Annotated in this window: 14 protein-coding genes; 10 read left to right on the forward strand and 4 right to left on the reverse strand. The window is 40.0% G+C overall.

Features of this window, described 5'->3' with window-relative positions:
- From ATS71_RS11705 to ATS71_RS11720, 4 genes are all read right to left on the reverse strand, one after another.
- On the reverse strand, positions 1 to 1,082 hold a 1,082-nt coding region (locus ATS71_RS11705; RefSeq protein ID WP_235591475.1), incomplete at its 3' end, for an MFS transporter.
- A gap of 46 nt (positions 1,083 to 1,128) precedes the next feature.
- Positions 1,129 to 1,749: a peptidylprolyl isomerase gene (locus ATS71_RS11710; RefSeq protein ID WP_058404989.1), complete on the reverse strand. Its 621-nt coding sequence runs from the start codon at positions 1,747 to 1,749 to the stop codon at positions 1,129 to 1,131.
- 2 nt (positions 1,750 to 1,751) lie between these two features.
- Positions 1,752 to 2,312 carry a YajG family lipoprotein gene (locus tag ATS71_RS11715; protein ID WP_058404990.1) on the reverse strand — a complete coding sequence of 187 codons (561 nt, stop codon included), beginning with the start codon at positions 2,310 to 2,312 and terminating at the stop codon, positions 1,752 to 1,754.
- A gap of 2 nt (positions 2,313 to 2,314) precedes the next feature.
- A complete protein-coding gene (locus ATS71_RS11720; protein WP_058404991.1) occupies positions 2,315 to 3,457 on the reverse strand; it encodes a methyltransferase in 1,143 nt (380 codons plus the stop codon).
- A 41-nt stretch (positions 3,458 to 3,498) separates the two neighbouring features.
- On the opposite strand from ATS71_RS11720, the gene ATS71_RS11725 reads away from it, so the two are divergent.
- The 10 genes from ATS71_RS11725 to ATS71_RS19065 all read left to right on the forward strand — a co-directional run.
- The gene (locus tag ATS71_RS11725; RefSeq protein WP_058404992.1) at positions 3,499 to 4,092 is read left to right on the forward strand and encodes an alpha-ketoglutarate-dependent dioxygenase AlkB family protein; all 594 of its coding nucleotides are present in this window, start codon (positions 3,499 to 3,501) and stop codon (positions 4,090 to 4,092) included.
- Between the two features lie 78 nt (positions 4,093 to 4,170).
- Positions 4,171 to 4,482, forward strand: a complete 312-nt coding sequence (locus ATS71_RS11730; protein WP_058404993.1) for a BolA family protein — start codon at positions 4,171 to 4,173, stop codon at positions 4,480 to 4,482.
- Positions 4,483 to 4,593: 111 nt separating this feature from the next.
- Positions 4,594 to 5,787 carry an enoyl-ACP reductase FabV gene (gene fabV / locus ATS71_RS11735; protein ID WP_058404994.1) on the forward strand — a complete coding sequence of 398 codons (1,194 nt, stop codon included), beginning with the start codon at positions 4,594 to 4,596 and terminating at the stop codon, positions 5,785 to 5,787.
- Between the two features lie 509 nt (positions 5,788 to 6,296).
- Positions 6,297 to 7,640, forward strand: a complete 1,344-nt coding sequence (locus tag ATS71_RS11740; protein WP_058404995.1) for a Na(+)-translocating NADH-quinone reductase subunit A — start codon at positions 6,297 to 6,299, stop codon at positions 7,638 to 7,640.
- A gap of 1 nt (position 7,641) precedes the next feature.
- Positions 7,642 to 8,856: an NADH:ubiquinone reductase (Na(+)-transporting) subunit B gene (locus ATS71_RS11745; protein WP_006791493.1), complete on the forward strand. Its 1,215-nt coding sequence runs from the start codon at positions 7,642 to 7,644 to the stop codon at positions 8,854 to 8,856.
- Entirely contained in the window at positions 8,849 to 9,598 is a 750-nt protein-coding gene (locus tag ATS71_RS11750) for a Na(+)-translocating NADH-quinone reductase subunit C (protein ID WP_010556997.1), read from the forward strand. The genes ATS71_RS11745 and ATS71_RS11750 overlap by 8 nt, the downstream gene beginning before the upstream one ends.
- Positions 9,598 to 10,230 (forward strand): NADH:ubiquinone reductase (Na(+)-transporting) subunit D, encoded by a 633-nt coding sequence (locus tag ATS71_RS11755; RefSeq protein ID WP_006791491.1) that lies wholly within the window; start codon positions 9,598 to 9,600, stop codon positions 10,228 to 10,230. Before ATS71_RS11750 ends, ATS71_RS11755 begins: the two co-directional genes overlap by 1 nt.
- A gap of 10 nt (positions 10,231 to 10,240) precedes the next feature.
- A complete protein-coding gene (nqrE, locus tag ATS71_RS11760) occupies positions 10,241 to 10,849 on the forward strand; it encodes an NADH:ubiquinone reductase (Na(+)-transporting) subunit E (protein WP_006791490.1) in 609 nt (202 codons plus the stop codon).
- A 17-nt stretch (positions 10,850 to 10,866) separates the two neighbouring features.
- Positions 10,867 to 12,090, forward strand: a complete 1,224-nt coding sequence (gene nqrF / locus ATS71_RS11765) for an NADH:ubiquinone reductase (Na(+)-transporting) subunit F (protein ID WP_058404996.1) — start codon at positions 10,867 to 10,869, stop codon at positions 12,088 to 12,090.
- Between the two features lie 113 nt (positions 12,091 to 12,203).
- On the forward strand, positions 12,204 to 12,537 hold a 334-nt coding region (locus ATS71_RS19065), incomplete at its 3' end, for an FAD:protein FMN transferase (protein ID WP_442960124.1).

Raw genomic sequence — 12,537 nt, forward strand, 5'->3', positions numbered from 1 at the left:
GCAAAAGCATATAAACCTAAGTTAGGACCTACTAATGCAATAGCAGAGAATGCTAAATTAGAAGCTGCCATGGCTACACCACTAACAAACAACCCTTTTACAATGCCATACTTTTGGTTAAACAAGCTGCCTACAAAGGTAAAGGCAATGGTAAGTACTGCGGTGCCTACTTTTGAAAAGGTTGCAATATCACTGTTACTGAAGCCAATTTCTTTATAAAAAACAATCGACATTCTTCCTAAAAAGGCCTCACCAATTTTAAATAAAAATATAAAAGCAAGTAATGCGAGTGCCGTTTTAACGCCGTTTTTTGCAAAAAAAGTTCTAAAAGGATCAATAACAGTGACCACCAACCAGGCAACTACTTTATTAATTGGGGTTTTATTAATAGTGGCAAGTTTTGCGATATATATACGCTCTAGTTCTTCGTGAACGGCTTCTCGGTTAGAGGCCGGCTCTTTGGCAAATAGAGCTCCACTCATGAGTAGCAGCATTACTGCGGCTAAAAAGTAATAAATTTGCGGCCAATCGAGCGAGGGAATATCCGCCAGATAAAATGGAATTGCGCCTAGTAACGCGTATCCAGTCCACCACCCGGAGGTGGCCATTGCCGCTGCTGCTGTGGCTTTGTGAGATTCATTCTCACTTAGTGTGTCTATTCTAAAGGCGTCTATTGCAATGTCTTGTGTTGCAGAGGCTACCGCTATTAGTAAGCAAATTGCAGCTACTAATGCTAAATTTTCTTTTAAATCAAGCCCTGCGAGTAATAATACACCAATAAATATAAAGCTTTGGCAAAAAAGAATCCAGCTACGGCGTTGGCCTAGCCACTTATATAAAATAGGCAGCTTTGTACGGTCGATTAAGGGCGACCACAGAAAGTTGATGCTGTAAGCGCCAAATACAATACCAAATAAGCCAATCATGCTTCGGCTCAGACCTTCATCTTTTAGCCATGCCGACATTACAGAGCCAATCAATACCCACGGAAAACCACTGCTAATACCGAAAATAAACACATTAATTAAACGTTTATCTTTAAAATACGAAAAGTATTCGCTGAAAGAGAGAGTATTGCTCATAGGGCCTTCATTGGCGAGTGGGCGCAGCTTTACTGCACCTCATTAATTATAATGGTGTTGGTTCAATCATTTTAATATTTAAAATAACCACCGGTGTTTCTGGTACAAAGTCATAACCAATTTTTTCATTATAAACTGTTTTAACAGCCATAATTTTATCTAGGGTTTCGTATCCTTCCATTACAGTTCCAAATACCGCAAACCCCCAATCTCTTCCTGGGTTTAAATGGTCATTGTTATCCATGTTAAAGAAAAACTGGCGAGTACCTGAGTGCGGTTGTCTGTCTTGGTATGCCATGGCAATGCTGTACATATCATTCTTTAGGCCGTTCCCGCTTTCATTAAAAATAGGGTCATTTTGATGTAAACCTTCCATGTCTTTGTCATATCCACCACCTTGAATAACAAAGTCGCGCTCGTTTTCTTCGTCGCGTTCCACGCGATGAAAAATACTACCCTGATAACTTTTATCTGAAATATAAGTTAAAAAGTTATTGACTGTAATAGGGGCCCGAGAACGGTCTAGCTCAACAATAATGCTGCCTAGCGATGTTACTATTTCAACACGTGGAAACATATTGTCTTTTTGTACAAATCTGCCCTCTTGAGCTGCTAGACTTGCGGCGCTCAAACACAGGGCTAAACAAAGTATAAAAAATCGTTTCATGGTTAACCTTCTAAAAACTGTATTAATTCAGGGTCAGACACAATGCGGGTTATCATTTGTTCAGTCAACTTATTGAGTTGACCTTCTATTTTTGCTCTGTCATGTCCAAGCGGGCCTTCTAGCGCTGCATTACCGCTATACTGTTTAGTAAAATTACTTGTAGCACGAACTACACGAACACTCAGTTCAATTTTAGCTTCACTTTTATGGCTTACTAAGGTTTCAGTAACCACTGCTTGTAAGGCATTTATATCTAGCTCAAATCGAGTAGTTGCTAAATTTGAAATACTTGCACCATTGCGGCTAAGAGCACTGTCAAGAGCACTTTTAATTGACTCAGTAATACCTTGGCTGGCAAATGTTTTTGTTTTGTCCGAGTCAACTAGAGTGAGGGTCGATGTATTGCCACGTACATCAATAACACTCGTGCTCAGGCTGCTATTTATAGTGCTTACTTGGCCATTTTGGTAAACTGGGTTAAGTATTACTTGGCTAGGTTGGTTTGCACAGCCTGCTAAAATAAAAAATGCAGCACAGCCAAATATACGGTTTATTATTGTCATTGTTACAACACCCCACTATTTTTAGTTGAACTTAAAACCACAAACTTTTTGTTTGAACCTAATAGCTTACAGTTACCAAACATACGGTTTAACTTGTCATGATAGTCAAGATGGCGATTACCAATAATACGTAGCTCTCCGCCTTCTTTTAATGTGTCCTTAGCTTGTTTAAACATTTGCCAAGCAATGTGATCGGTAACCGCTTGTGCTTGGTGAAAAGGGGGATTACATAGCACCATATCTACACTGTTTTTTTCAAAGCCGGTTAGGCAGTCATTTTCGATAAATTCGCAATCATCAAATCGTTCTGCCATGTTTTGCTCTACGTTAAGTCGTGCAGACTCAACCGCCATGTATGACTCATCAACAAACGTTACTGAGGCTTTAGGGCAGCGTGCCAAGGTCATAACACCTACCACGCCATTACCACAACCCAAATCAACAATGTGCTTAGCTTTTGGTGTTTGCGGCAAGTAGTTAAAAAAGAATCGAGCACCAATATCTAATGAATCACGCGAAAACACATTTGCATGATTTGTAATGGTAAACTCGGTGCCTTCAAGTTGCCACGAAACAGGATAATCAGCGGCTTTATAACCGCCTTTTGCACTGCTCAATATAAGACGTGACTTTTTCACAGCTAAGCTTGTTTTAGTTTCACCAATAAACTGTTCAAAAGCCTTAATTGTCGAGTTATGAATATCTTTAGTTTTACCTGCAGCAATAACCGGTGTGCCTGGTGCAAGCACTTCGCTTAACTCACTTAGTTGAAATTGTAAAAAGCCAACATTACGAGGTATTTTTATTAATACTAAATCAATATCCTCCGGTAACGCTGATAAGCTATCCAATTGCGTAAATTGAGTTGTAGATAGCTTGTTTTCTTGTAGGTTATACGCCGCCGCTTGATGGCTAATATAAGAGTCGTTAACTGAACAAACCGTTAACTGATTAAAACTACAGGCAAGGGCACCAAAGCTATCGTTTAAAATAAGCAATGAGCGACAATCAGGATGATGTTCGTTAACATAATTGATAAGGTACTCATCGCCCGAATCCCACGCTTGTAAGCTGCGGTTTTTTTGATCCAAAGGGAAGCGTTCAAGAGTAAAAGTTTTATCGCCTAGCTGGGCTTGGGTCGTCATAGTGGTTTTGTATCAGTAAACTAATGTAGGTAAATTCTAACATGCAACGGCAAAACGCCAACCCCCAACAGTTACCAAATGGCTTTTCTTATCAAACAAAGGCGCTTAGCGCGCAAAAAAGCCTCGATTTATTTTACTATCTACAAAAAAACCTTAACTGGCAGCAGCCAGAAGTCACTGTTTACTCTAAAACAAGGCCGATCCCACGACTACAATGTTTTATTAGCGACCATGAAATTGAATACGGCTATTCAAATAGTAAGTTAATAACTGAACCTTGGCCAAGTATATTAATGGCAATGCGAAAACGATTAGAGGCACATTTAAACCAGCCTTTTAATTCGTTGTTAGTTAATTATTATCGTGATGGCAACGACACCATGGGGTGGCACAGTGATGATGAGATAGAGTTGGGTCAGCAACCCACAATTGTGTGCATATCACTTGGGGCAGAGCGAGTATTAAAGCTTAAAGATAAGGCCAGTAATAAAATAACGGATCTAAAATTACACAGTGGTAGTTGTTTGGTTATGAGTGGCAATAGTCAGCGAGATTTTCAGCATGCTATTTTAAAGCAAACAACCTTAGCTCATCCACGCATAAGTTTAACCTTTAGGTATATAAAACAAGGTTAGTTGAGTAATTTAGTTAGCCAACGGGCAGGGCAGCTTGCTATGATAAGTTCATAAATTAGCTATAAATAATGGTTTGATATGTCAATGCAGCAACAAATCCAAGAAAAAATCAGCAATGCTATAGCGTGTAAGCATTTAAACGTAATTAACGAAAGTCATATGCATAGCAAGGGTACTGACTCACATTTTAAAGTTATAGTGGTCAGCGAAGAGTTTTTAGGTAAGCGCCTTCTGCAACGTCATCGTCAAATTAATGAAATTTTAAAAGATGAACTTGCAAATGACATACATGCATTGGCTATTCATACTTACACTCCTGATGAATACGCTGAGCATGATAGTGAAGTACCTGCGTCGCCAAACTGTTTAGGTGGGTCTAAATTAGATTGATTAATTGAGGTTTGACAGCTATTTACCCCGGTATTTAACTGATCAGATCAGTGTTTTAAGTATTAGCCTTTAAACTAGCGCTAATTTTTTAGTAAAGATATAGGATCATCAATGGTCATTAAGCCAAAAATTCGTGGATTTATTTGTACAAACGCTCACCCAGTAGGTTGTAGTGAACATGTGCAAGAGCAAATTAACTATGTAAAACAACAAGGCGCATTAAAAAATGCGCCAAAAAATGTGTTAGTTATTGGTGCATCTACAGGCTACGGCTTGGCATCGCGTATTACGGCAGCATTTGGTGGCGGTGCTAAAACATTGGGTATCTTCTTTGAAAAAGAAGGCACCGAGCGTAAAACAGGATCGGCGGGTTGGTATAATACAGCTGCTTTTCAAAATGCAGCAGACGAAGCCAGTTTGTGGTCTAAAAATATCAACGGTGATGCGTTTTCAAACGAAATAAAACAAAAAACAATTGATACAATTAAAGCAGATTTAGGCAAGGTTGATCTGGTTATTTATAGCTTAGCGTCGCCTCGTCGTACCGATCCAAATACTGGTGAAGTTTACTCTTCAACGTTAAAGCCAATTGGCAATGCAGTTACAACAAAAAATCTAAATACGTCAAAGCGTGAAATTGACGAAATTACTGTAGAAGCTGCCACACAAGACGATATCGATAACACGATTAAAGTAATGGGTGGTGAAGATTGGGAAATGTGGATTGACGCTTTAAAAGAAGCCGACGTACTTGCTGATAACTTTAAAACGACTGCTTATACTTACATCGGTAAAGAGTTAACGTGGCCAATTTACGGGCACGCGACTATTGGCAAAGCAAAAGAAGACTTAGACCGCGCAACGGCTGCGATTAAAGAATCAACTAAAGCGTTAAACGGTCAAGCGTATGTTTCGTCACTTAATGCGGTTGTAACACAAGCAAGTTCTGCTATACCAATTATGCCATTGTATATTTCTGCTTTATTTAAAGTTATGAAAGCGGACGGAACATACGAAGGCACCATTGAGCAAATTCATGGCTTATTTACCGAAAACCTGTACGGTGAAACGCCGCGTTTTGATGATGGCGGACACTTATTTCAAAACTACAAAGAACTTGAAGACGATGTTCAAGCACGTATCCAAGCTGTATGGGATAAAGTAGATACCATCACGATTGATGAACTGACAGATTACGCTGGTTACCATAATGAATTTTTACGCTTATTTGGTTTTGGCATTGAGTCAGTTGATTACGAGCAAGACGTAGAGCCAGTTCAAACAATTGCAAATCTGATTGATTAGTCAATTAATTGAATAGTCAGGGCTTGTTGTCTTTCTTGGTAAAATGTTGAGTAACCAGTTTGGCATTTCGGTAATGCAGAGCAGATGTTTTGTGGTAATTGCCCATAAATAAGTATTATTGCTAAACAGGTACCGCCTTAAGATTCAGCAAGCTTTAATCCTATAAAGTCATCATACCCTAATTTAAAAGTCGCATCATGCGACTTTTTTCAATCAAAAAACCTCATTCTTTGCTTAAGCTACCACTTTGGTCTAACTTAAATTTTATTAAATCTAGCTAACAAAACCAAATAAGCGTTTCAGTCGTATAATTTTCATAAATACACTCGCATAGTCACCCACAATGGTGTTAAAATTAAGGCAATATGTGAAGAGTTTTTACCGCGTTGCCTGTTTAATAACCAAAGCGAGTTTTTCTTTTATACATTGAAATAACTTGGGGTAGCTTAAATGGCGACGTGGTTGGTACGATTTTTCAGTTTCTTTCCGTTAATGTAGTGCAAGTGCGTATGATCAACATAAAAAAAGGTCTGGATTTACCATTAGATGGCGCACCTCAGCAAGTTATTCACGACGGTTCACCCGTCAAAAGAGTAGCCGTGCTAGGTGAAGAGTTTATAGGTATGCGTCCAACCATGCATATTCGTATGGATGACCAAGTTAAAAAAGGCCAGGTACTTTTTGAAGATAAAAAGAACCCAGGCGTCCTATTTACCGCACCAGCTTCTGGTGTTGTAAAAGAAATAAATCGTGGTGCTAAACGTGTGCTGCAATCTGTTGTTATTGAAGTAAACGGCAGTGAGCAAATCACCTTTGACTCTTTCTCTGAGGCTGAGCTTACAAGCTTAGACCGTGAAAAAGCCAAAGAAGTACTAATTCAGTCAGGTCAATGGACAGCTCTACGTGCTCGCCCATTCAGCAAAGTAGCGGCTGTGGATTCAAATCCTAGCTCTATATTTGTAACCGCTATAGACACTAACCCTCTTGCTGCAGATCCTGCAGTGATTATTGCTGAAAATGCGCAAGCGTTTGAAGCGGGTTTAGCTGTTGTATCGCGTTTGACCGACGGAAAAGTATTTGTTTGTAAGCAAGCTGGTAGCCAAATTCCTAGCTCATCTATTGCTCAAGTAGAAGTACATGAGTTTGGTGGTGTGCATCCGGCTGGCCTTGTAGGCACTCATATTCACAACCTTGACCCTGTATCTGCTAGCAAGCAAGTTTGGCATATCGGTTACCAAGACGTTATTGCGTATGGTCACCTTTTCCTTACTGGTGAAATTTACACAGATCGTGTTGTTTCTCTTGCAGGTCCGCGCGTTAAAAATCCACGTTTAGTGAAAACACAATTAGGTGCTTCATTAGATGACTTAGTGGCAGGTGAATTAGAAGACGGTGATAACCGTGTTATTTCTGGTTCTGTACTTGCCGGTGCTACGTCGTCTGGTGTTCATGCATTCTTAGGTCGTTACCATGTTCAAGTATCTGTTTTACTTGAAGGTCGCGAAAAGGAATTGTTTGGCTGGATTGCACCAGGTAGTGATAAATTCTCTGTAACGCGTACATTCTTGTCTCACCTTACACCGAGTCGTTTATTTAAAATGACAACGTCTACGGGTGGTTCAAAACGTGCCATGGTTCCACTTGGAAGTTATGAGCGTGTTATGCCACTAGATATTTTGCCAACACTATTATTACGTGACTTACTGTCTCGTGATTTAGACAGTGCAATTTCATTAGGTGCGCTTGAATTAGATGAAGAAGATTTAGCGTTATGCACCTTCGTTTGTCCTGGCAAATACGAGTACGGCGCAGCCCTACGCGATTGCTTAACTACGATCGAGAAGGAAGGCTAAAATGGGTTTAAAAACTTTCTTAGAAGATATCGAGCCGCATTTTGAACCAGGTGGAAAACACGAAAAATGGTACGCACTGTATGAAGCAGCAGCGACTATTTTTTACACTCCGGGTTATGTAAATAAAGGCTCAACTCACGTTCGCGATAACATCGACCTAAAACGTATGATGATTTTAGTGTGGATGGCGACGTTCCCTGCCATGTTTTTTGGTATGTTCAATATTGGTCATCAAGCGGCTATGGCACTTGGTAATGGCTTTGAACTAGCTAACATTTGGCAAGTAGGTTTATTCCAGCTACTAGGCGGTGATTTAACTGCTGATGCCGGTTGGGGCGCAAAAATGTTCTACGGAGCCTGTTTCTTCCTACCTATCTATGCAACAACGTTTGTTGTTGGTGGTTTTTGGGAAGTGTTGTTTGCTTCTGTGCGTAAGCATGAAGTAAATGAAGGTTTCTTCGTAACATCAGTGCTATTTGCACTAATTTTGCCTGCAACAATTCCTTTATGGCAAGTTGCACTAGGTATTACTTTCGGTGTTGTAATCGCAAAAGAAATATTTGGTGGTACTGGTCGTAACTTCTTAAACCCTGCACTTGCAGGTCGTGCGTTTTTATTCTTCGCATACCCAGCGCAAATTTCAGGTGACACCGTATGGACAGCAGTAGATTCATTCTCTGGTGCAACTATGCTAGGTCAAGCATTTGCAGGTACGTTAGGTGGTGACTTAGGTTACGCTAACATGCAAATGTGGTGGAATGCGTTCTACGGCTTTATCCAAGGTTCTATGGGTGAAACGTCAACGCTTGCTGTGCTTATTGGTGGTTTGTTCTTAATCTACGTTCGTATAGCTTCGTGGCGTATTGTACTAGGTGTATTCCTAGGTATGGTGATCACTTCATCAATACTAAATACAATTGGCTCAGAAACTAACGCAATGTTTGCTATGCCTTGGTACTGGCACATGGTGCTAGGTGGTTTTGCATTTGGTATGTTCTTTATGGCTACAGACCCTGTATCTGCTGCATTTACTGATAAAGGTAAATTGGCATACGGCGCGCTTATTGGCTTTATGGTTATCATGATCCGTGTTGTTAACCCTGCATACCCTGAAGGCATCATGCTGGCAATCTTGTTTGCTAACTTGTTTGCACCATTATTCGATCACTTTGTAGTGCAAGCTAATATCAAGCGGAGGTTGGCACGTAATGTCTAGTAATAACGAATCAATTGGCAAAACGCTAGCTGTTGTTGTCTCATTATGTTTGGTGTGTGCAGTCATTGTATCGCTAACATCTGTACAACTTCGTCCTTTGCAAAAAGCAAATAAGGCAAAAGATATTCAAAGCAATATTTTAGCTGCTGCAGGCATTAGCAAAGTTGATAACGTTGCTGAAACGTTTGAAGCTAAAATCGAAACACGCTTTATAGATATGCAAAGCGGTGATTTTGCAGACCCTGTAGAAGACTTTGACTTTGAAAAAAGTAAATATGATGCAGAGCTAAGCAAATCTTTAAAAGAGAATGGTATTAAGGACATCGCTGGTATTCAACGTATTACCAAACGTGCGCCTGTTTATATCTCTAAAAAAGACGATGGCTCTACTGATGCAATTATCCTTCCTATCCAGGGTTATGGTTTATGGGGTTTGATGTACGGTTTTATCTCGCTTGAAAGCGATGGCGAAACAATTAAGGACATCATCTTCTACAAGCATAATGAAACACCTGGTTTAGGTGGTGAAATTCAAAACCCACAGTGGACTGCAACGTGGGAAGGTAAAGAGTTACCAATCCAGATCGTTAAAGGAACTGCGGGCGGTGATGAGCATAAAATCGATGGTCTTTCAGGTGCTACATTAACATCTAACGGTGTTGATCACGCGGTTGATTTTTGGACCGGCGAAAACGGCTTTGGCCCTTTCCTTGCTAAAGTACGTAATGGAGCATTGAAATAATGGCTGATACTAAAGAAATGAAGGCGGTCCTGTTTGGGCCAGTTTTCGCTAACAACCCAATTGCACTTCAAGTACTCGGTATTTGTTCTGCGCTGGCTGTAACGTCTAGTTTAAAAAATGCATTAATCATGTCAATAGCTTTGACATTGGTAACCGCGTTTTCAAGCCTTTTTATCTCGACTATTCGTAACCACATCCCATCGTCAGTACGTATTATCGTACAAATGACAATTATTGCGTCATTAGTAATCGTAGTTGACCAAGTACTGCAGGCTTTCTCTTACGCTACGGCAAAAGAGCTGTCTGTATTTGTTGGTCTAATTATTACTAACTGTATCGTGATGGGTCGTGCTGAAGCTTATGCGATGAAGTCGCCACCATTAATGTCTTTCCTTGATGGTATTGGTAACGGATTAGGTTACTCTGTAGTACTTCTTACTGTTGGTTTCATTCGTGAGCTATTTGGTAAGGGTTCACTATTCGGTGTTGATATTATTCCATTAGTACAAAATGGTGGTTGGTACCAACCTATGGGTCTATTGATCTTACCACCGAGTGCATTCTTCATCATTGGTTTATTCATTTGGGTACTTCGTACTTATAAGAAAGACCAAGTAGAAGCTAAAGCGTAAGGGGCGATAAGTGGAACATTATATTAGTTTATTTGTAAAAGCCGTTTTTATTGAAAACTTAGCTTTAGCGTTCTTCCTAGGTATGTGTACTTTCTTAGCCGTGTCTAAAAAAGTAACTACATCAATTGGCCTAGGTGTAGCGGTTATTGTTGTTTTAGGTATTTCTGTACCAGTTAACAACTTGGTTTACCATGCGGTATTAGCACCAGGTTCACTTGAGTGGCTTGGTTACCCAGAAGCAGATCTTAGCTTTTTACGTTTCTTAACTTTCATTGGTGTTATTGCAGCACTAGTGCAAATTCTTGAAATGGCATTAGATAAGTTCTTCCCGCCACTATACAACGCATTAGGTATTTTCTTACCATTGATCACAGTTAACTGTGCAATCTTTGGTGCGGTAGCTTTCATGGTTGAGCGTAACTATAACTTCGGCGAGTCTGTTGTATATGGTATTGGCGCTGGTGTGGGCTGGGCGCTTGCAATTACATTACTTGCAGGTATCCGTGAGAAAATGAAGTATTCAGACGTACCAGATGGTTTACGTGGTTTAGGTATTACCTTTATCACTGTTGGCTTAATGGGTCTTGGCTTTATGTCATTCTCTGGTATTTCACTGTAATAATAGCGAGGTCAATCATGGATATTTTCTTAGGCGTTGGTGTTTTTATCGCTATCGTTGTAATACTAGTTTTAATCATCATTGGTGCTAAGTCTAAACTAGTTGCAAGCGGTGATATCATCATCGGTATTAATGGCGATGCAGATAAAGTCATTAAAACATCAGCAGGTAGTAAGCTATTAGGTGCACTATCTGAGTCGGGTATTTTCGTATCTTCTGCTTGTGGTGGCGGTGGCTCTTGTGGCCAGTGTCGTGTTCACATAAAAGAAGGTGGCGGCGATATTCTACCAACTGAACTTGATCACATTTCTAAAGGTGAAGCCCGCGAAGGTTGTCGTTTAGCGTGTCAGGTAAATGTTAAAAATGACATGGAAATTGAACTTGAAGAGTCAATTTTCGGTGTTAAAAAATGGGATTGTGAAGTTATCTCTAACGATAACAAAGCAACGTTCATTAAAGAACTGAAGCTACAAATTCCAGATGGCGAATCAGTGCCTTTCCGTGCGGGTGGTTACATCCAAATAGAAGCACCAGCTCACCATGTTAAATACGCAGATTTCGATGTTCCTGAAGAGTATCGTGGCGACTGGAATCATTTTGGTTTCTTTGACCTGGAGTCAAAAGTAGACGAAGAAACAATTCGTGCTTACTCAATGGCTAACTACCCAGAAGAAGAAGGCATCATCATGCTTAACGTGCGTATTGCTACGCCGCCGCCAAGAAACCTAAGCCTACCTTGTGGTAAAATGTCATCGTACATTTGGTCACTTAAAGAAGGTGATAAAGTTACTATTTCAGGTCCATTTGGTGAGTTCTTCGCTAAAGAAACTGACGCTGAAATGGTGTTTGTAGGTGGTGGTGCAGGTATGGCACCAATGCGTTCACATATCTTTGACCAACTTAAACGTTTAAATTCTAAGCGTAAGATGAGTTTTTGGTATGGTGCGCGTTCTAAGCGTGAAATGTTCTACGTTGAAGATTTTGACGGCCTAGCTGCTGAAAACGATAACTTCGTTTGGCACACAGCGCTTTCAGATCCACAACCTGAAGATAACTGGGAAGGCTATACTGGCTTTATCCATAACGTGTTATTTGAGAACTATCTTAAAGAGCACGAAGCGCCGGAAGATTGTGAGTTCTACATGTGTGGTCCTCCAATGATGAACGCGGCAGTTATCAATATGCTTAAAGATTTAGGTGTTGAAGACGAAAATATCTTATTAGATGATTTCGGTGGCTAACACGCATATCAAAACAGATTAGTTTTGGTTAAAATATCAGCCTCGTAGCACTGTGTGTTACGAGGCTTTTTTATTATTATTTATTAATTTTTAACCTATTAAGTAGGGTTGTTATGAACAAAGTAAATACTCCCCAGGGCATAATCGCCTTATTTATTATTACGCTGACTTTACTGTTATCTGGATGCGCAGAATCGGTTCCAAAGGAAACCTATTTAGAAGGTAAAACCATGGGGACTACCTATCATATTAAATACTATGACGAGCAAGAGGAAATATCTGCTCTTCAAATACAAGAACAAATAGATGCTGTATTAGTCAACGTAAACCAGTCTATGTCTACATACATTAAAGACTCGGAGATAAATACATTTAATCGCTTGCCAGCAAATCAATTTATGCCAATAAGTGAAGACTTCAGGGCTGTTATAAGCGAATCAATTCGGA

Source organism: Pseudoalteromonas sp. H71 (assembly GCF_001468485.1).
Lineage (GTDB): Bacteria > Pseudomonadota > Gammaproteobacteria > Enterobacterales > Alteromonadaceae > Pseudoalteromonas.

Coding starts and splice junctions, on each gene's coding strand:
- ATS71_RS11710 (WP_058404989.1), bottom strand. CDS start 1,749: ATGAAACGATTTTTTATACTTTGTTTAGCCCTGTGTTTGAGCGCCGCA.
- ATS71_RS11715 (WP_058404990.1), bottom strand. CDS start 2,312: ATGACAATAATAAACCGTATATTTGGCTGTGCTGCATTTTTTATTTTA.
- ATS71_RS11720 (WP_058404991.1), bottom strand. CDS start 3,457: ATGACGACCCAAGCCCAGCTAGGCGATAAAACTTTTACTCTTGAACGC.
- ATS71_RS11725 (WP_058404992.1), top strand. CDS start 3,499: ATGCAACGGCAAAACGCCAACCCCCAACAGTTACCAAATGGCTTTTCT.
- ATS71_RS11730 (WP_058404993.1), top strand. CDS start 4,171: ATGTCAATGCAGCAACAAATCCAAGAAAAAATCAGCAATGCTATAGCG.
- fabV (WP_058404994.1), top strand. CDS start 4,594: ATGGTCATTAAGCCAAAAATTCGTGGATTTATTTGTACAAACGCTCAC.
- ATS71_RS11740 (WP_058404995.1), top strand. CDS start 6,297: ATGATCAACATAAAAAAAGGTCTGGATTTACCATTAGATGGCGCACCT.
- ATS71_RS11745 (WP_006791493.1), top strand. CDS start 7,642: ATGGGTTTAAAAACTTTCTTAGAAGATATCGAGCCGCATTTTGAACCA.
- ATS71_RS11750 (WP_010556997.1), top strand. CDS start 8,849: ATGTCTAGTAATAACGAATCAATTGGCAAAACGCTAGCTGTTGTTGTC.
- ATS71_RS11755 (WP_006791491.1), top strand. CDS start 9,598: ATGGCTGATACTAAAGAAATGAAGGCGGTCCTGTTTGGGCCAGTTTTC.
- nqrF (WP_058404996.1), top strand. CDS start 10,867: ATGGATATTTTCTTAGGCGTTGGTGTTTTTATCGCTATCGTTGTAATA.